This window comes from Bradyrhizobium sp. S3.7.6 (assembly GCF_054061875.1).
Map to the genome: position 1 here is coordinate 616,441 of NZ_JBSSEQ010000004.1, position 16,456 is coordinate 632,896.

At 64.4% G+C, this 16,456-nt stretch carries 20 protein-coding genes and 2 pseudogenes; 12 read left to right on the forward strand and 10 right to left on the reverse strand.

Annotated features, from left to right (window positions below; translation table 11 throughout):
• Positions 1 to 138: 138 nt before the first annotated feature.
• From ACVJ5M_RS48740 to ACVJ5M_RS48755, 4 genes and pseudogenes are all read right to left on the reverse strand, one after another.
• Positions 139 to 585, reverse strand: a complete 447-nt coding sequence (locus tag ACVJ5M_RS48740) for a molybdopterin cofactor-binding domain-containing protein (RefSeq protein ID WP_354100347.1) — start codon at positions 583 to 585, stop codon at positions 139 to 141.
• A gap of 62 nt (positions 586 to 647) precedes the next feature.
• Positions 648 to 2,339 carry a molybdopterin cofactor-binding domain-containing protein gene (locus ACVJ5M_RS48745; RefSeq protein ID WP_456679823.1) on the reverse strand — a complete coding sequence of 564 codons (1,692 nt, stop codon included), beginning with the start codon at positions 2,337 to 2,339 and terminating at the stop codon, positions 648 to 650.
• The gene (locus tag ACVJ5M_RS48750) at positions 2,264 to 2,731 is read right to left on the reverse strand and encodes a (2Fe-2S)-binding protein (protein WP_085350938.1); all 468 of its coding nucleotides are present in this window, start codon (positions 2,729 to 2,731) and stop codon (positions 2,264 to 2,266) included. Before ACVJ5M_RS48750 ends, ACVJ5M_RS48745 begins: the two co-directional genes overlap by 76 nt.
• 212 nt (positions 2,732 to 2,943) lie before the next feature.
• Positions 2,944 to 3,060, reverse strand: a pseudogene (locus tag ACVJ5M_RS48755) (ATP dependent DNA ligase); the annotation flags it as partial.
• 2 nt (positions 3,061 to 3,062) lie between these two features.
• Between ACVJ5M_RS48755 and ACVJ5M_RS48760 the strand changes: the two are divergent.
• The gene (locus tag ACVJ5M_RS48760) at positions 3,063 to 3,194 is read left to right on the forward strand and encodes a DUF3606 domain-containing protein (RefSeq protein WP_162479052.1); all 132 of its coding nucleotides are present in this window, start codon (positions 3,063 to 3,065) and stop codon (positions 3,192 to 3,194) included.
• 41 nt (positions 3,195 to 3,235) lie between these two features.
• Here the strand turns inward: ACVJ5M_RS48760 and ACVJ5M_RS48765 are convergent.
• Both ACVJ5M_RS48765 and ACVJ5M_RS48770 read right to left on the reverse strand, forming a co-directional pair.
• A pseudogene (locus ACVJ5M_RS48765) lies at positions 3,236 to 4,131 on the reverse strand (3'-5' exonuclease).
• 406 nt (positions 4,132 to 4,537) lie between these two features.
• Complete coding sequence (locus ACVJ5M_RS48770; RefSeq protein ID WP_162479050.1) at positions 4,538 to 4,747, reverse strand: hypothetical protein; 210 nt, start codon at positions 4,745 to 4,747, stop codon at positions 4,538 to 4,540.
• Between the two features lie 266 nt (positions 4,748 to 5,013).
• Here ACVJ5M_RS48770 and ACVJ5M_RS48775 point away from each other — a divergent pair, with 266 nt between their 5' ends.
• From ACVJ5M_RS48775 to ACVJ5M_RS48785, 3 genes are read left to right on the forward strand one after another with little or no spacing between them, the layout of a single operon-like run.
• Positions 5,014 to 5,235: a hypothetical protein gene (locus tag ACVJ5M_RS48775; protein ID WP_162479049.1), complete on the forward strand. Its 222-nt coding sequence runs from the start codon at positions 5,014 to 5,016 to the stop codon at positions 5,233 to 5,235.
• Positions 5,236 to 5,258: 23 nt separating this feature from the next.
• Positions 5,259 to 5,489 carry a hypothetical protein gene (locus ACVJ5M_RS48780; RefSeq protein WP_162479048.1) on the forward strand — a complete coding sequence of 77 codons (231 nt, stop codon included), beginning with the start codon at positions 5,259 to 5,261 and terminating at the stop codon, positions 5,487 to 5,489.
• Between the two features lie 34 nt (positions 5,490 to 5,523).
• Positions 5,524 to 5,991, forward strand: a complete 468-nt coding sequence (locus ACVJ5M_RS48785; RefSeq protein WP_162479047.1) for a hypothetical protein — start codon at positions 5,524 to 5,526, stop codon at positions 5,989 to 5,991.
• A 154-nt stretch (positions 5,992 to 6,145) separates the two neighbouring features.
• Here ACVJ5M_RS48785 and ACVJ5M_RS48790 read toward each other — a convergent pair whose 3' ends face one another.
• On the reverse strand, positions 6,146 to 6,682 hold the full coding sequence (locus ACVJ5M_RS48790; protein ID WP_354100346.1) for a PepSY domain-containing protein: 537 nt from the start codon (positions 6,680 to 6,682) through the stop codon (positions 6,146 to 6,148).
• Positions 6,683 to 6,874: 192 nt separating this feature from the next.
• Here ACVJ5M_RS48790 and ACVJ5M_RS48795 point away from each other — a divergent pair, with 192 nt between their 5' ends.
• Entirely contained in the window at positions 6,875 to 7,150 is a 276-nt protein-coding gene (locus tag ACVJ5M_RS48795) for a hypothetical protein (RefSeq protein WP_162479046.1), read from the forward strand.
• A gap of 232 nt (positions 7,151 to 7,382) precedes the next feature.
• On the opposite strand, the gene ACVJ5M_RS48800 is transcribed toward ACVJ5M_RS48795, so the two are convergent.
• On the reverse strand, positions 7,383 to 7,601 hold the full coding sequence (locus ACVJ5M_RS48800) for a hypothetical protein (protein ID WP_162479045.1): 219 nt from the start codon (positions 7,599 to 7,601) through the stop codon (positions 7,383 to 7,385).
• Between the two features lies 1 nt (position 7,602).
• Complete coding sequence (locus tag ACVJ5M_RS48805) at positions 7,603 to 7,857, reverse strand: hypothetical protein (RefSeq protein ID WP_162479044.1); 255 nt, start codon at positions 7,855 to 7,857, stop codon at positions 7,603 to 7,605.
• 77 nt (positions 7,858 to 7,934) lie between these two features.
• Between ACVJ5M_RS48805 and ACVJ5M_RS48810 the strand changes: the two genes are divergently transcribed.
• From ACVJ5M_RS48810 to ACVJ5M_RS48820, 3 genes are read left to right on the forward strand one after another with little or no spacing between them, the layout of a single operon-like run.
• Positions 7,935 to 8,309, forward strand: a complete 375-nt coding sequence (locus tag ACVJ5M_RS48810; RefSeq protein ID WP_354100344.1) for a hypothetical protein — start codon at positions 7,935 to 7,937, stop codon at positions 8,307 to 8,309.
• A 4-nt stretch (positions 8,310 to 8,313) separates the two neighbouring features.
• Positions 8,314 to 8,751, forward strand: a complete 438-nt coding sequence (locus ACVJ5M_RS48815) for a hypothetical protein (RefSeq protein ID WP_245289054.1) — start codon at positions 8,314 to 8,316, stop codon at positions 8,749 to 8,751.
• A gap of 8 nt (positions 8,752 to 8,759) precedes the next feature.
• Positions 8,760 to 9,410 carry a TetR/AcrR family transcriptional regulator gene (locus tag ACVJ5M_RS48820; protein WP_162479042.1) on the forward strand — a complete coding sequence of 217 codons (651 nt, stop codon included), beginning with the start codon at positions 8,760 to 8,762 and terminating at the stop codon, positions 9,408 to 9,410.
• 19 nt (positions 9,411 to 9,429) lie between these two features.
• Here ACVJ5M_RS48820 and ACVJ5M_RS48825 read toward each other — a convergent pair whose 3' ends face one another.
• The gene (locus tag ACVJ5M_RS48825) at positions 9,430 to 10,092 is read right to left on the reverse strand and encodes a TetR/AcrR family transcriptional regulator (protein WP_162479041.1); all 663 of its coding nucleotides are present in this window, start codon (positions 10,090 to 10,092) and stop codon (positions 9,430 to 9,432) included.
• A 324-nt stretch (positions 10,093 to 10,416) separates the two neighbouring features.
• On the opposite strand from ACVJ5M_RS48825, the gene ACVJ5M_RS48830 reads away from it, so the two are divergent.
• Genes ACVJ5M_RS48830 through ACVJ5M_RS48845 form a run of 4 tightly spaced genes read left to right on the forward strand, consistent with a single transcriptional unit; the run spans position 10,417 to position 16,443 of the window.
• Positions 10,417 to 11,097, forward strand: coding sequence for a sensor histidine kinase (locus tag ACVJ5M_RS48830; protein WP_456679812.1), 681 nt, complete (start codon positions 10,417 to 10,419; stop codon positions 11,095 to 11,097).
• A 38-nt stretch (positions 11,098 to 11,135) separates the two neighbouring features.
• Positions 11,136 to 12,212, forward strand: a complete 1,077-nt coding sequence (locus ACVJ5M_RS48835; protein ID WP_354098436.1) for an efflux RND transporter periplasmic adaptor subunit — start codon at positions 11,136 to 11,138, stop codon at positions 12,210 to 12,212.
• Complete coding sequence (locus ACVJ5M_RS48840) at positions 12,209 to 13,282, forward strand: efflux RND transporter periplasmic adaptor subunit (protein ID WP_231145666.1); 1,074 nt, start codon at positions 12,209 to 12,211, stop codon at positions 13,280 to 13,282. Before ACVJ5M_RS48835 ends, ACVJ5M_RS48840 begins: the two co-directional genes overlap by 4 nt.
• Positions 13,279 to 16,443: an efflux RND transporter permease subunit gene (locus ACVJ5M_RS48845; protein ID WP_354100343.1), complete on the forward strand. Its 3,165-nt coding sequence runs from the start codon at positions 13,279 to 13,281 to the stop codon at positions 16,441 to 16,443. Before ACVJ5M_RS48840 ends, ACVJ5M_RS48845 begins: the two co-directional genes overlap by 4 nt.
• Positions 16,444 to 16,456: the final 13 nt, after the last annotated feature.

Consider the following 16,456-nt stretch of genomic DNA (forward strand, 5'->3'; position numbering starts at 1 on the left):
GGACGGCCGGCGGCGCCTCGGCTGGGGCGTCACTTGAGAAGAACTGTGCGCACGCCGTGGAATGCCGACACCTTCGCGTTGTCTCGATCTGGGTTTCCGTGGCATCGAATGGATCATGCCCATCCGGTTTAGCGCGGGTCAGCCGAGCTGCGACATGATCGGCAGCCTCCGTATCCGCTTGCCGGTGAGTTTGAACAAGGCGTTGCATACCGCGGGAGCCACTCCGGGGCCGCCGCCCTCACCCATGCCCTCGACCTTCGCCCCGCTTTCGATGAACTCGGTCACGAATTCCGGCGTCTCGTCGAGACGGACCATCTGGTAGCCGTCGAAGTTGCTTTCCTGAACGCGTCCGTCGGCAATGGTGATCTTGCCGTAGAGCGCCGCAGTGAGCGCCCAGATGGCTGCACCCTCGATCTGGCCGCGGGCGATATCCGGAGCGAACACCTTCCCGGAGTCAGCAACCGACCAGATCTTCCGGACTCGAAGCTTGCCCTTGTCCATCGAGATCTCGGCCGCCTGGGCGACCAGGCAGTCGTCGTTCTTGTGACTGATCGCAAGTCCAACCGCCCGGCCCTTGCTCGACACCGAAGGCCAATCGCACAGCTCGCCGAGCCGGTCGAACGCCGCGAGGGCGCGCGCGTCGTGCTTCAGATGTTCCCTGCGGAAGGCGAATGCATCCTGCCCGGTTTCCGCGGCGAGTTCGTCGATGAAGCTTTCGATGGCGAATATGTTTTGCGACGCACCGACCGTCCGCCACATCCCCGCCGGCACGTGCGTGTCGCTCCGGACCCATGTGGCATCCTGGTTCGGAAAGCCATAGATCGGGTAGACGCCGTCGGCGACGGACAGGTCGTATGGGACGAGAGAGAAGACCGCGGGGAACGCGCGAGGCAATACGGAAGGGCTCGCCTGGCGATGCCGCAAGGCTTCGACCTGCCCCCGGAGATCACCGCGGATAGCTCGGACACGCCGGCAGGCCGGTAGAAGTCGTGCTGCACATCCTCCTCGCGCGGCCAAAGAAGCTTGACCGGCCGTCCGGGTACCGACTTCGCGATCGTGACGGCCTGAAGGACGACGTCGGACTCCTGACGTCGGCCGAAGCCGCCGCCCCCCAGCGTCGGATGGACGGTCACCGCGGTCTCCGGAAGCCCCAGGTATTTCGCGGCGACCTCGCGCGCGTGGTCCGGCCGTTGCGAAGCGAACCATACTTCGCAGGAAGAGGCATCGACCTTGGCTACGCACGCCATCGGCTCCATGGTCGTATGCGCCAGGAACGGCACTTCGTAGCCCCGCGTCATGACGCTCTTGGCGCCGGTGAAGATTTCGTCCGGCTTTCCTGCCTTGTTGGCGAGGAAAGGCTTCTGCTCCTTGAGGTCCCGCCAAAGCTGCGCGCTGATCGTCTCGTCGGAGGTCTTATCGTTGCCAGTCGCCGTCCATTCGACATTCAAATCGTCGACGGCCGAATGGGCCGTCCACCAGCGGTTGGCGACGATGGCGACGCCATCCTGAAGCTCCAACACCGAATGCACGCCGTTGCGACCCATGACCTTTGCACGATCGTATTTGGCGGGCTTCGCCCCGAAGACCGGCGCCATCACGGCGGTCGCGTACAGGAGGTCCGGCATGCGCACGTCGATGGCGTACTTGGCCGATCCGTTCACTTTGGAGGGGATGTCGAGGCGGGCCACGCGCTTGCCGACGAACCGGCTGGCCGCGCCCTCGACGCTCTCCGGCGACGGCACGGCCAGCGTCGAAGCTGCCGCGGCGAGTTCTCCGTAGGACAGGCTCTTTCCGCCGGATTTGAGCACGACGCGGCCTGCAGCCGTTTCGCATTCGTCTGGAGTGACGGACCAGCGCTTCGCTGCGGCTCCCATGAGCATCGCGCGTGCGGTAGCGCCGGACCTACGAAACGTGTCGTGGAAGCCGCTTACCCCAGTGCTGGCCCCCGTCAGTTGCATTCCGTATGTGGGCTTGACGAATTGCGGACCGACGCCCGCTAGTTCGAACTCGATCGTGGACCAATCGGCGTCAAGCGCATCGCCCAGGATCATGGCGAGGGTCGTCGTCGTTCCCTGCCCCACTTCCGCAACCGGAGAGACCACGGTGATCGTACCGGCCTGGTCGATGCGCAGGTATCCTTGTTCGAAAGAATTGGCACTCGCAGGCCCGCCCGCGGCGTGGGCGAACGGCAGAACAAAGGCGTTCGAGGCGATGACGGCGGCGGACGCCTTAAGAAAGGATCTGCGGCTGCTCGAGATGAAGCTCATTTCGTGGCTCCGACCTTCATCGTCTTGCTGGCCGCATGAATGGCCGCCCGGATACGCGGATATGTCCCGCATCGGCAGATGTTGGTTATTGCCGTATCGATATCCTCGTCGCTCGGCGACGGGTTCTCGGCGAGCAACGCCGCCGTCGCCATGATCATCCCCGACTGGCAATAGCCGCATTGCGGTACCTGGGCTTCGACCCATGCCGTCTGCACCGCATGATCGCTGTGGGTCGATATGCCCTCGATGGTCGTGATCTTCGCGTCCGCGATCGAATCAATCGGAAGAACGCAGCACCGGGTCGCTTGTCCGTTCACGTGAACAGTGCAGGCGCCGCACTGCGCGACCCCGCATCCGAACTTCGTACCTGTAAGACCGAGTTCGTCCCGCAACACCCAGAGAAGCGGCGTTGCGCCATCGACGTCCACGCTTACGGCACGTCCGTTCAATTCAAAGCTTACCATCGCGCCCTCGCATGAACCTGCTGTCCGCTACCCGTGACATTTTTCGGAAAACCCCTTGCAGCAGGCGTCGCTCGCGGGCTCCTCCTCCCGACGTACATTATGATCGAATGGCTGCAAACAGTCGGCCCATTCGCTTCAATTGTTCCAAGTGGGAATAAATCGGGAGCATCGGGTGCGGGAGCCGTGGAGGTGTCGGCGCACGTCATCGCGATTTCTCGAAGTCCCTTCAAGAACGGGTGCCGCACCTTTCCCTCGGCCGACTTGGCCCGGTACTCCACCTCGGCAAGCAGCTTCGGCTCGACCCAGATGTTCTTGTGCGCGACGCGCTCGTGTGGCCGGCGGGCAGAAGTACGAAGTCGGCTATGAGGCGAAGAAGACCGGCCGCTCGGCCGCCGCCGTCAAGAAGGCCTTGAAGAAAGTCGGCAACTCCCGCAAGAGCGTCGAGAAGCGCCTCGGCCGCTGAGGCAGGTTCGCCCTCCTAACCAGGTGGGGGCGGCTAGGCCATCAGACCCTGCACGAGAAGCGCGAGAAGGCGGTCAAGGTCTGCAGCCGGGGCTCGACGTTCCGCAGGTAGATCTCGGTCCGCAGGAACGTCAGCTCGTCATCGAGAGCGGTCTCGCAGACGTCTATGTGCCAGGACTTCGGCCGACCGTCGCTGCCGTCGTTCCACCGGTACCCCGATTCTTCAGCGAATCCTTGAGCTCGAACGGCGACTGCTCGGCCCAGATACGCGTCGTCGTTTTTCGTGCTGTCTCGAGCAGGACGGCGAGCGCCGGCGCTCCCGTCGCAGGAAGCGTGAAGTCCAAGATCTCCAGCAGGGCGTGGCAATCGTCGACCGCCCGGTGGGCCTGGTGGAAAAATCCGGCGCCGTTCAGAAGGTACGCGAGTTGCGCGCCTGCGAATCCGTGCTTCCGCCAATCTACCTCGGTCGCGCTGCAACCCCAGGCCATGTCTTCGAAGACCGGCCAGTACCGCTCGGCGAATTTGCGATCGAAGCCCGCGTTGTGCGCGATGGAGATCACCGCGCCGTCGACGAAGGCGTTCACCGCGGCCTCCTCGATCTTGTGGCCGGCGACCATGTCGTCGGTAATGCCGGTGAGCGCCGTCACCTCGGGCGGGATCGGCGCGGACGGCTCGTTGAAGGCGGAGAATGTGTCGCGGAGGCTGACGATCCGACCATCAGCCGAGTAGTCGAATTTGACCATCCCGAGCTCGATGATTTCGTCCCTGGCGTGATCGAGGCCGGTCGTCTCGGTGTCCAGCAGGATGCCGGTCCGGGTTTCCTGTCCTCGGGCCGGGATGGACGACGGCCGCGGCACGAGGCGCCGCAGCACGCGGTAGTCCGTCGACTGGCTCAAGGTCTCGGCCATCGCGGCCAGATCCGAAGCGTCTTGAAACATCTCTTCTCGTGGTGTCCCTACCGATTGGCCGTGATGCCCACGATACCGGGCGCGCCGGTCGGGAGGTATCCGAAAAACAGGCAATTCACGGGCTTTTCGGGCATGTTGACGCGGTTGGGGCGTGTTGCGCGCTTGGCAGCCGCGGCGGCCGAACGGCTCAGTTCGCAGTCTCACCCTCTGGACTTGAACACAGCGCGCCTAAAGAGCCGAGCTTGGGCGGCTAGGACAAACTGCTCCGCCGTTCGCGTCTACGGCGTCAAATCCTCGCCGGTGAGGCCAGAACCAGCGGCTGGGCATGTAACGTCCGTTCTCAGGGGCGTCCGTCAGCTCTCGCGCGTTTCTTGAAGCCGACGAGGATCGACCGGTGGCGCGCTGCGGCACGGTTGAAAAACGACCGACGTGGGCGTCAGACCTCGCCCGGTCCGGAGAAGACCGAAGCCGGTGGCGTGGTGCGCGGGAGGGGCAACCGTCGTTCGGTTGCTCCGGAGCGCGCGGGGCCACCCTTGGCGTCGTACCGCTTGGCGAGATCCAGCAGACGACGCCGGGTGAACGGATCGGCCTTTTCGGCGATGACCCGGATCCGCTGCGCGAGACCTAGATAGAACTCCTGCTCCATGACGTACCCCCTCATCATCACTGCCGAGAGTTGAGTAGCCCGCGCTCCTGGAGTCAAGAAGCCTGCCCGTCCTCCGGACGGCGTGACGAGGTCCGCCGGAACAAGCGAGCGATCGGCGGTCCAGAGCGACCGCGCTGCGGCGACGAGAGACATCCGCGGTGTTCCCTCCTGCGAACCATGTCTCGCTTGAGCACCACGCGCTCGAGCGGAACGGCAATGCTCCATGCGACTTGAATCCCCGAAGCGTCTAAACTCGGAGAACGACCATGAAAGCGATCTTGGCCATCACCTGTCTGTCCGTGCTCGCCTTGGCGTCCCCGGCGGAAGCCAAAGGATGCATCAAGGGCGCCATCGTCGGCGGTGTCGCCGGCCACATGGCAGGCCACGGCAAGCTCGGCGCTGCTGCGGGATGCGCGGTCGGACATCACGAAGCGAACAAGCAGAATCCGAACAACTCGAACGCTCAAGCGCCATCGGGGCAGAAGTAACGCGCTGGCACCCGGACTGCGCGATGAGGATCAGATCGCACTCCGAGAGCCACCTCGTAGAGCTCGACGATGGCTCGCGCTGGCAGGTGTTCCCTGGCGATCTTGATCTGACGCTGAACTGGAAGCCCGAAACGGAAACTGATGATGATCTCGGTTCTCACATGCTGGTCGGCGGAGACGCAAAGGTCCGGGTGATCGCGGAGGGCAAAAGCTGGCCGATAGGTGAGGTCAAATCGGCGCTGAAGGAAGGATAGGACGGGGTCGGAACGCGACCCGGAGGGAAATGCAATGAAAGCAACGATGGCGGCTCTTGCCTTGGCACTCGCTGCCTCGACATCGACGGTCTCGGCGCAACCGGTGAGATGGACCAAGTATACCATTCCGCAGACCGGCACCGCGGTAGATTTCCCTGTCTCGATCTTCACGGAAGAAGCCGGCCGACCCGACGGGTACGGCCAACGCTTCCGAACCGCAGACGGCCGCGCCGACCTCACGATCCAGGCTGCGCCCAACCTCGAGAACGATTCACCAGCCGCTTTTCTCGCCAAGAAGCACCCACCTTCCCGCATCCAGTACAAGCGCGTGACGTCGCGCTTCTTCGCGGTTTCCAGCTACAAGGGGGACAAGGTTTTCTACGACCGCTGCAACTTCTCCGGGCGGCTGGTCCATTGCGTGTTGATCAACTATCCCGCCGAGGAAGAGCATGCCTGGGACGACGTCGTCACCCGCATGAGCCTATCCCTCAGCGGCAAGTAGGTCGTACCGGGTTCCTCCGTAGGCCTCGCGCTCTGAGCGCACTCAGATCGTCCGGCACGTCTTCGAACACGCGGATGAGCTCGGCTCCGGCCGACGGGGATTGGCGAACGGCACAGGCGCGCCGTCGACGATCGCATACCACCGGTGCAGCGGCCTAGCGGTGCGTTGGCTGCCGCCCGACCTTGGGCGGCTCGAGCAGGACTTCCTTCAAACGGTCACCGGTGGCGACGACGACAACGAAATTGAGTTTGTCGTCCTGTTTCATCAGCCCGCCAGCGAGCGCTTTTCCCTCCGCCGCTTTCTCCGCGACCCGTACCGCGTCGGACAGCTCCTGCTTGATCCATTTCAGGGCGACGACGTTGGCGAGATCTTCTCGATCGAGCTCCTTCAAGGACGACGCAACCTCGCGCTGCGACACGCTTCCGGTGCTGGCATCTATCACATTCTCGTAGATATGCTCGTTCTTGATCGTGCGCACGCGGTAGACGGCCGGACCGGATATCTCGAAGTTGACGTCAGCGGTCCTTGAGCCGTCGTGCAGGCGCTCGGCGATCGTCATCGCCTGATCCAGCGGCACGCGGGTGGCATGGAACTGCTCGAGCACACGGCGCATGGTGGCTTCATCGACATCGTCCTGCGCGGCGGCGCTTTGCCGTGCCGCGTCGGAAGGAGCCCGAGTGATGTCGGCCATCGCCCCCGTCCCGGTCACGACCGCGGAGCAAAACAGGAGGGCAAGCAACTGTATTTTTGGCATCGAATAAGTCCTATGGTTATCATTCATGGCTGGGGATTAGTTCGGCGCCCACGCGTACCGGCAGTCGCGGCGCTCGCGGATCGAGGAACCGCAGGCGCCGTCGCCGTTTGCGAAAGCAGGATGCGGAGCGTGCCGCCGTTTTACGGGATGGGCTCGATCGCGTTTGCGCTCTCGCGCCGCGATGGCGGTTTCGCCTGCGTGGTCGTGAACGTCAGGCTCCGATTGAGCCAGGCTTTGCCGAAGGCGCAGATCAGTCGGCTGCGTCGGAGTCTCGTCACCACTTTCGAGGTGAGCTTCGGACAGCCGGGATGGAGCTTCGGCGGCCATATCATGCTCGGCGGGTCTCGCGCGCTGTTCAAGCCCGCTGGTATCGATGACGACCGCCTCCGGTCCCTTTGTGTCTGAGCGGATCCGCATCGGCGGCAGCGCAGAATGCGCGTCCGTAAGTGGGCTCGGCGCAGGAGCAGGCAGCGCCCAACCGGCTGCCAGAAGCAGCAAGAGCAGCGCGCCTCCGACCCAGAGGAAATAGCCCCGCAGGGGTAGCTCCGGTTCGACGAGGCCGCTCGCACTCCGGGACAGCATGGATTTCCTGCTCATGGCAGCCCGATCCTGGACACGGCGCGAGACCTTCTCATTGTCAGATCCCCCAGGGCCGCGGATGCCGTCGCGCGAGCTGGGCATCGAGATAGCCGCGCTCGTCGATCCATTCGATCGGGCAATAGGCCGTGGCCTTCGGATAGATCTCGTGCCCGTCCCGCTTGAGGGCCGTCCGCGTGCCCGTGAGACCGGTCCACACCGGATGGCCGGTGGCCGGATCCAGGCGCATGACGTCGAAGACCTCGATCACGTCGAGCATGTCAGAAATACCGCCAGGATTGTCGTGGGGTGCAACCGAGCGTCGTCGAAGGCATCCGGAGCCCGGTCGGCTCGCCACATCGCAGGGGCGCGGGCTCCCGGTCGGCAAGCTCGTGAAGCCAGGCGAGTGCCGCGATGGTCACCGTCAGCAGCAGGCTCATGCCCACGAGCGACAAGGCGACCATGAAATTGAGAGATGCGAGTGCGATTCCGGGCCAGGGATTTTCCCTTGCGAGCGTCAACAGCAGGCTTGACATCGTTCCACCATTAAATAAACTATACCGTATATTTCGCATAGGTCGCGAAAGTGTCAAGTGCAGAGACTCACAAGCGCGTGTTCGCGCTGCTCGGCCGCGGGGCTTCGGGCCGAGCGACGCTGCGCCGTCGAATGAATCAACCGGTGAAAGGGTCGGATATGTTTAGGAAGCGAGTAGCGCTCGTCGGTGTGACGTTAGTTTCAGTGGCCAGTGCGGCGTTCGCGCAGGAGGGCCGGGGCACGGCCGAGCAGAGGGCCGCCTGCGCGCCTGACGCGTTTCGCCTGTGCATCGGCTACATTCCCGACCCCACCGGTGTGGAAGCCTGTCTTCGGCAAAGAAGGTCGGACCTGAGCGAAGCTTGCGGGGCCGTCTTCGACCAGGCAGCCGCCGCTGCAGCCTCGATCAGAACGATGGAAGCGCGTCGGCATCGCGGCGCAAAAGATGAGGACTGATCGCATGAACACGATCTATTTCCCCGCTTTCGCCGCGTTCGGAGGCTCGGCCTTCGGAGCGATTTCCACGATCGTCACGGGGTGGGCGACCCGCCGTCGGAGGGTCCGCGAACGCCATCATGCTCACGCGTTCGTCAAACGTGAAAAGCTGTATCGATGCTTCATCGAGGAGGCGTCCCGGCTGTATGCGGACGCGCTGACCAGCGACAAATCCGAGATTCCGGCACTGGTGAATCTCTATGCGCTGATCGGGCGCATGCGGATACTGTCCGACGACGAGGTGGTCCATGCCGCAGAGCGGGCGGGACGGCTGATCATCGAGACCTACCTGGCACCGAACACCTCGTTTGTCGACCTGCCGGGCTTCCTCGAGGAGATGGATCCGCTGCGTGAATTCGGCGAGGCTTGCCGGCGCGAGGTGCAGGCAATTCCGCCGCATTGAGCCCGAAGATGAACAACAGCCAGGCATCCCCGGGCGGATCGCCGTGCCCTCGCGAAAGAATCGTGCAGGCCGCCATTCGACTGTACCGGGCCATCGGCTATCGGAAGACGACCGTTGCGGACATCGCTCGCAGCGCCTCCATGTCCCCGGCAAATATCTATCGGTTCTTTCCTTCCCGCCAGGCGGTAGAGGAGGCCGTGGTGGCAGGACTCCTCGGCGAGATGTGCGCCGATGCGGGAATCGAGGCCCGCAGCGGTGTCTCGGGCGAAGAGCGCCTGGAGGCCGCTTTTTGGGCGATCTGCCAGCGGCATGAACATAGGCTGGCGCACGATGCGAGGCTGCACGAGCTGGTGATTGCAGCAGGACAAGCGGATTGGCCGGTCGTGTTGTCCCATGCCGACACGGTCCGCGGCCTGGTCCGGTCGATCATCGCGGCCGGGCAGGCGAGTGGCGAGTTTCGGGCAGGGAGCCCGACGGCGCTGGCTCGCTGCACGTGTGAGGCAATGGGTGCGTACCTCGATCCGTCGCGCATGAGAACGATGGCTGGTAGGGCGGCCTTCGACGAGATGATGAGCTTCTGCTCGGGCGCGCTCCGCAGCGCCGCGCCGGCGCAGGTCGCCAGCCAGCCGCTGCACTACCGCGCGACGTGCCGCGCCTAGGGGCTGGCGAAGGTGCGGTTCAAGGCGTCCAATCCGCCTCGCACGCCGAGAGGAAAAACCGGACGCGTTCCCGCACGAAAGACGGCAACTCCCGTCGCAAGTCTTTCGGCGTTTCTCCCACCAGTGAACGGAAAAGCATCGGGAGCAGGATCAGATCCAGGAAGATCTGAGCGGTGGCGATGCTGCGCTTGCCCGTGAAGGGACCTTTCGGTGCGCGTGCGACCTTCTGGGTCGTCTCGTTCAGCAGCTGAGAAATGGCGCCGACGGAACGATCCCGCGCGGCGTCGTGGACGTTGCGGCTCAACTCCGGGAAACGCTGCGCTTCCGCGATGGTGGCGCGAACCATCCCCAGAGATTCTTCGATGACCTTCTCCACGATCGCGGTGCCCAGGCTCATGAGCTTGTCCTGCAGGGTGCGGCCCTCCGGCTCGAAGCCTTCGAAATCCGACAGGCCGCTGATGGTCCGGGCCACCACCGCCGCGAACAGCGCCTCCTTGCCCTGGAAATGCGCGTAGATCGTCGGCTTGCTCGCAGGGGCCAGTTCGGAAATGTCGTCGATGCTGGCGCTGCGGTAGCCCTTGTCGAGAAAAAGCTGCTGTGCCGCATCGAGGATCCGGGCCTGGACATCGCCGGCGAATTCCTTCGCCGGCCGGCCCCGTTTCGGGGTGGTCTTCTTCGTCATCGACGGTCTCCCAATCACGAGTCTGTGCGTACGCAGAAGCCACTTGACATAGGCGGCACTGAAAGGCAAGAAAAAGAAAATATACGGTATAGTTTGATTAACGCTTTGCAGCGCCTTCGGGTGATCGGGGCCGCAAGAGCCTTCGCGCCGAGGCCGATCATCCGATCCCACTTCAGGAGAACGCAGTGCTGGTTTTGAGCCAAGATTCGCATCGTCTGCCGGAAGGCGTCCTGTTGCGGGAGTCGCATCACAGGGTCGCGGACGGCGCTCGATCTGGTCTCGGCTGCGATCGTCCGGGCCGAAGGGGCCGAAGCGAAGGCCGTCTTGAACGATGTGGCCTCCCTGCTGCACGGACATGCCGAAGTGCATCTGATGCTCGCGCGGCCTCAGGGCGAAGCCCTCGTCGATGCCGCAGCGCACGTCCATAAGTTGGGCTGCGCGATGCGCCGGTCCCGACTGGACGGCATGAGGATTCAGCTGATCTTCGACACCGAGTGCGTCCCCCTTCAGTCGGAGCGGTGCTGGCGGCTGGGTCTGATCGTCCATGACCTGATCGCGACGGCGGCCAAACACGCCTGTTTCGATGCGCGTGCCGGTGAGATCAAGGTCAAGCTGACCCGTCGCGGCGCATTGGTGAACTGCGTCGTGCTGGACAACGGCTCGCGTTCCGTGCGGTCGGATGCCGGACGGCGCGTTCGGATCGACAACGACCTGGCCAGGAGCCTGGGCGGCCGGATCGAGCAGGGTTTCGGCACCGAGTTCACGTCGGTCGTTCTCTCGTTTCCGCTGACCGAGCGAGAGCGGCAGACGAATTGGGGGATGGCGACGCGCCGCATGAGGCTGACGCGGTCCCTCAAGGCCGAGGCGGCCGACACCGCGTCTCTTACCCCGTCTGCCGCGGTCTCGCACCAGGCCAATCATCCCGTTGCAGCCAAGCCGGATCCGAAACCGTCCGATCCCTTGGGTCAGCTGTTCTCACCCCCCAACCGCATGGTCGCGCTATGAAACGTCCCTGTCCGAAATTCGTCCGTGAGAAGCGCTCGATGAAGCCCATCGGCGGACTGACGCTCGCGCTCGCCGCAGCCGCGCTCGCGGGCTGCGACGATCACGCGGCCGCTCCCGCCGCACGCCCCGCCTTCGTGCGCACGGAAATCGTGCAGCCGAAGGATCGGCAAGCCTCCCTCACCTTGACCGGGGAAGTCCAGTCTCGCTTCCGCGCCGATCTGTCGTTCCGTGTCAGCGGGCGTGTGATCGCGCGCTTCGTCGAAGTCGGGACCCACGTCGAGGCGGGCGAAGTGCTGGCGCTCCTTGATCCCGCCGAGCAGGAGGCCGATGTCGACGCCGCGACGGCCGCGGTGCTGGCGGCCGAAGCCCAGCTGCGTGTGGCGAAGACGACTTTCGAGCGCCAGAAGTCGCTGATCGCAAGCGGCTTCACCACACGGACTGCCTACGACCAGGCGCAGGAAGGACTGCGAACCGCGGAGGGCGCGCTTGAATCGGCGCGAGCGTTGCTGGGAACGTCGAAGGACGCCCTCGGCTACACCGCGCTGCGGGCCGAGGCAGACGGCGTCGTCACCGCCCGCAACCTAGAGACCGGTCAAGTCGTCCAGGCGGCGCAGCCGGTCTTTTCGTTGGCGCAGGATGGCGAACGGGACGCGGTCTTCGATGTCTACGAGTCGATGTTCCTTGGAAATGCCGACGGCGGCGACGTTTCGTTGAGGCTGGTGGCCGACTCGGGCGTGACCGCGAACGGCGAGGTTCGAGAGATCTCTCCGGCCGTCGATCCGAGGAGTTCGACCATTCGGGTGAAGGTGGCGATCAAAGCTCCGCCCGTCACGATGACGCTTGGAAGCGCCGTCGCGGGAACGGTGAAGGTAAAGGCCGAGCGGCAGGTCGCCCTGCCATGGAGCGCCTTGATGGCGGCGGGCACCAGGCCTGCGGTCTGGACCGTCGATCCGGCGACGCGGATCGCCTCCCTGAAGCCGGTGATCGTCGGTGGCTACGAGGCCGGCGAAGTGTTGATCAAGGCGGGTCTCGAGCCGGGCGAGCGAGTCGTGGTGGACGGCGGCAAGCTCCTGAGCGTTGGCCAGCCCGTGACTTACGAAGGAGATCACTCATGACGAGCCCCGTGACTATGGCGGGCGCACTGGCATGCGCGCTTGCCGTTGCCGGATGTCAGCAGGAAGCGAAGGCGCCCGAGCCCACGCGTCCCGTCCAATCGATGCTTCTCGAAGCCGATCATTCCGCCGATACGGTCGCGGTGGGCGTCATCGAGCCGCGCTACAAGACCAATCTCGGCTTCCGCGTGCTGGGACGCCTGACGAGCCGTCCCGTCTACGTCGGTGATCTCGTCAATGAGGGACAGACGATCGGCACCATCGACGCGACGGCCCTCGAACTCGCCGTTCGCGCCGCCAAAGGACAGCTTGCCAAGGCCGAGGCGCAGTTCGCGACGGTTCGAGCGACGGAAGAACGGCAGCGGACGCTCATCACCACCGACGCCACCACGAAGCAGACTCTGGACAATGCCGAGCAGGCGCGCGCCGGCGGCGAAGCAACGGTAGCGCGCGAACAGGCAAATCTGACGAAGGCGATGGAGCAACTCGGCTATTCGCAGATCAAGGCCGACTTCGCCGGCGTGGTCACAGCGATCGGCGCAGAAGTCGGCCAGGTGGTGTCCCCTGGTCAAACGGTGGTGACGATCGCACGGCCGGACGTTCGCGAAGCCGTCGTCGATATCGGCGAGGACTTTCCGCCGCCGCTGGAGATCGGGCTGCCGTTCACGGTCTCCCTGCAGCTTCTTCCCGCTGTTCAGGTGCAGGGGACCGTCCGGGAGATTGCGCCCCAAGCCGATGCGGTCACCCGATTGCGGCGCGTCCGGATTGCCCTCGACAGTCCCCCCGACAGCTTTCGGCTTGGCGCGACCGTGACCGCCAGGCTCGACAGGGCTCAACCCCGGGCCCTGCACGTTCCTGCCTCGGCGCTGCTCGCCAAGGAGGGCGCAAATTTCGTCTGGGTCGTCGATCAGACCGCCAACACCGCCTCGCTGCAAAAGGTCGATGTCGTTGCCGATCCCGCGGGTCTCCGGGTCATCGGCGGTCTTGCCTCCGGCGCCCGCGTCGTCACCGCCGGAATCCACAGCCTCAAGCAAGGACAACAAGTCCGCATCGAACAGGATCAGAAGCCATGAAGTCGTTCAACCTCTCCGACTGGGCGCTCAGTCATCGTTCGCTCGTCTGGTATTTCATGATCGCCTTCATGGCGGCGGGACTGTTTGCCTACCTTCAGCTGGGCCGGCAGGAAGATCCCGACTTCACCATCAAAACCATGGTGATCCAGGCGCAGTGGCCGGGCGCCTCGCCCGCGGAAATGACCCGGCAGGTCACCGACAGGATCGAGAAGAAGCTCGAAGAGCTGGAATCGCTCGACTACACCAAGAGCGTCACCGTCGCGGGCCAGACCACCGTCTTCGTCTATCAGCGTGACACCACCAAGGCCGCCGACGTGAAACCGACCTGGATCCGGGTCCGCAACATGATCGCGGACATCAAGGGCGAGTTTCCGCAAGGGGTGATCGGGCCGGGCTTCAACGACCGCTTCGGCGACGTGTTCGGCAACATCTACGCGTTCACCAGCGACGGCTTGAGCCAGCGTCAGCTGCGCGATCACGTCGAAGACATCCGCGCCAAGGTGCTGACCGTGCCGGACGTCGGCAAAGTCGACATTCTCGGCGCGCAGGACGAGGTGATCTATCTCGAATTCTCGACCCGGAAGATCGCGGCCCTCGGACTCGACGTCCACGCCATCATGACCTCGCTGCAGGGGCAGAATGCGGTCGCGCCCTCCGGTGTGTTCCAGGAAGGGCCGGAGCGGATCAGCGTGCGGGTGAACGGCCAGTTCACCTCGGAGGCAAGCCTGAAGGCGGTCAACCTCCGCATCAACGACCGCTTCTTTCCCCTGACAGACGTCGCAACCATCACGCGCGGCTATGAGGATCCGGCCAAGACGTTGTTCAGGTACAACGGCGAGCCCGCGATCGCGCTTGCCATCGGCATGAAGTCCGGCGCCAACCTGCTTCACTTCGGCGAGGGCTTGAAGGAGGAAATGACGAAGGTCATCGCCGACCTGCCGATCGGCGTCGGCGTTCACCAGGTCGCCGATCAGCCCGTCATCGTCGAGCATGCCGTCTCCGGCTTCACGGAAGCGCTGTTCGAGGCCGTGATCATCGTGCTCGGCATCAGCTTTCTCAGTCTGGGCTTGCGCGCAGGCCTGGTGGTCGCCGTCGCGATCCCGCTGGTGCTCGCCATCACCTTCGTCGTGATGGCCTATGCCGGGATTTCGCTTCAGCGAATTTCGCTTGGCGCGCTGATCATCGCTCTGGGCCTGCTGGTCGACGACGCCATGATCGCCGTCGAAATGATGGTGGCGCGGCTAGAGATCGGCGAGCCCCTGGAGAAGGCCGCAACCCACGTCTATACGTCGACCGCGTTTCCGATGCTGACGGGCACGCTGGTCACGGTGGCCGGGTTCATCCCGATCGGGCTCAACAACAGCAATGCCGGTGAGTTCACCTTCACGCTTTTCGTGGTGATCGCCGTCTCCCTGATCGTGTCCTGGATCGTCGCGGTGCTGTTCACGCCGCTGCTCGGCGTCACGATCCTGCCCGCCAAAATGAAGGGCCATCATGGAGAGAAGGGCCGCGTGGCGCAGATGTTTGCGCGTCTGCTTCTGTTCTGCATGCATCATCGCTGGACGACCATCTCGGTGACTGCCGCAGCCTTCCTGGTCGCCTTGTTCGGTCTTCAATTCGTGCAGCAGCAGTTCTTCCCGTCCTCGGACCGCGCCGAACTCGTGATCGACTGGAACTTGCCGCAGAACGCCTCCATCGCCGACACCAACGTCCAGATGGCGCGGTTCGAGCGCGAACAGCTTCAGGACAACAATTCGGTCGATCACTGGTCGACCTATGTCGGGACCGGCTCGCCGCGTTTCGTCCTGTCTTTCGACGTGCAGACGGCGAACACCTGGTTCGGCCAGATGGTGGTCGTGACCAAGGGCGGCATCAAGGCGCGTGACCAGGTCAAGGCGCAGTTCGAGGCGTACCTGAAGAAGACGTTCCCCGGCACCGACACCTACGTCAAGCTGCTCGAGGTCGGTCCTCCGGTGGGGCGTCCCGTGCAGTACCGCTTGAGCGGGCCCGACATCGGCAAGCTGCGGGATCTTTCGCAGAAGCTTGCCGGGATCGTCCGGAGCAGCCCCGATTTGGGCAACGTCGTGTTCGACTGGATGGAGCCGGCGCGGGTCGTCAAGGTCGACGTTCTCCAGGACAAGGCGCGCCAACTCGGCGTGACCTCCGAGGACATCGCCACCACCCTGAATTCGGTGCTCGAGGGCACGCCGATCACCCAGGTGCGCGACAGCATCTACCTGGTCAATGTCACGGGACGGGCGACCGCGGCGGAACGTGCGTCCATCGATACTCTGCGCGATCTGCAGTTGACGGGCGTCGGCGGTCAGTCCGTGCCCCTCGGCGCCGTGGCCAACCTGCGTTACGAGCTCGAGCAGCCGACGATCTGGCGGCGCGCGCGGATCCCGACCATCACCTTGAAGGCGGGCATCGTCGGCACCGCGCAGCCCAAGACCGTGGTCGATCAGCTCGCGCCGAAGGTGGCGGAGTTCACGAAGGAGCTGCCGGCGGGATACTCGGTGAATATCGGCGGCTCGGTGGAGGAGAGCGCCAAGAGCCAGGCGCCGATCGTGGCCATCGTTCCGCTCATGCTATTCGTCATGGCGACGGTGCTGATGATCCAGCTGCAGAGCTTCCATCGCCTGTTCCTGGTGTTCGCTGTCGCGCCGCTCGCCGTGATCGGCGTCGTCATGGCTCTGTTGCCGAGCGGAGCGCCCCTCGGCTTCGTCGCCATCCTCGGCGTGCTGGCCCTGATCGGCATCCTGGTCCGGAACTCCGTGATCTTGATCGTCCAGATCGAGGACCTCAGGAAGGAGGGACGCCCGGCCTGGAACGCCGTGGTGGAGGCGACCGAGCATCGCATGCGGCCGATTCTGCTGACGGCCGCCGCCGCAAGTCTCGCCCTCATTCCGATCGCGCGCGAGATCTTCTGGGGCCCGATGGCCTACGCGATGATGGGCGGCATCATCGTCGGCACGCTGCTGACGCTGTTGTTCCTGCCGGCACTGTACGTGGCCTGGTTCCGCATTCAGCCCGATCTCGACCACGAAACTTCGGCTGAGGAGCCTGCCGTGCCTGCGCACGACGCCCCCCGTCCGGAGGCGCCGACGCCGGCACCCGTTCCCGCGTCCAAGCCGACGCCGGTCCTCGAAACCCAGTCCTGAGAGAGAGAACACC

Bases quoted from the DNA above. Each gene is read 5' to 3' on its own strand.
- ACVJ5M_RS48745 (WP_456679823.1), bottom strand. From the start codon at position 2,339: ATGCGGGACATATCCGCGTATCCGGGCGGCCATTCATGCGGCCAGCAA.
- ACVJ5M_RS48750 (WP_085350938.1), bottom strand. From the start codon at position 2,731: ATGGTAAGCTTTGAATTGAACGGACGTGCCGTAAGCGTGGACGTCGAT.
- ACVJ5M_RS48770 (WP_162479050.1), bottom strand. From the start codon at position 4,747: ATGGAGCAGGAGTTCTATCTAGGTCTCGCGCAGCGGATCCGGGTCATC.
- ACVJ5M_RS48775 (WP_162479049.1), top strand. From the start codon at position 5,014: ATGAAAGCGATCTTGGCCATCACCTGTCTGTCCGTGCTCGCCTTGGCG.
- ACVJ5M_RS48780 (WP_162479048.1), top strand. From the start codon at position 5,259: ATGAGGATCAGATCGCACTCCGAGAGCCACCTCGTAGAGCTCGACGAT.
- ACVJ5M_RS48785 (WP_162479047.1), top strand. From the start codon at position 5,524: ATGAAAGCAACGATGGCGGCTCTTGCCTTGGCACTCGCTGCCTCGACA.
- ACVJ5M_RS48790 (WP_354100346.1), bottom strand. From the start codon at position 6,682: ATGGCCGACATCACTCGGGCTCCTTCCGACGCGGCACGGCAAAGCGCC.
- ACVJ5M_RS48800 (WP_162479045.1), bottom strand. From the start codon at position 7,601: ATGCTCGACGTGATCGAGGTCTTCGACGTCATGCGCCTGGATCCGGCC.
- ACVJ5M_RS48805 (WP_162479044.1), bottom strand. From the start codon at position 7,857: ATGTCAAGCCTGCTGTTGACGCTCGCAAGGGAAAATCCCTGGCCCGGA.
- ACVJ5M_RS48815 (WP_245289054.1), top strand. From the start codon at position 8,314: ATGAACACGATCTATTTCCCCGCTTTCGCCGCGTTCGGAGGCTCGGCC.
- ACVJ5M_RS48820 (WP_162479042.1), top strand. From the start codon at position 8,760: ATGAACAACAGCCAGGCATCCCCGGGCGGATCGCCGTGCCCTCGCGAA.
- ACVJ5M_RS48825 (WP_162479041.1), bottom strand. From the start codon at position 10,092: ATGACGAAGAAGACCACCCCGAAACGGGGCCGGCCGGCGAAGGAATTC.
- ACVJ5M_RS48835 (WP_354098436.1), top strand. From the start codon at position 11,136: ATGAAGCCCATCGGCGGACTGACGCTCGCGCTCGCCGCAGCCGCGCTC.
- ACVJ5M_RS48840 (WP_231145666.1), top strand. From the start codon at position 12,209: ATGACGAGCCCCGTGACTATGGCGGGCGCACTGGCATGCGCGCTTGCC.
- ACVJ5M_RS48845 (WP_354100343.1), top strand. From the start codon at position 13,279: ATGAAGTCGTTCAACCTCTCCGACTGGGCGCTCAGTCATCGTTCGCTC.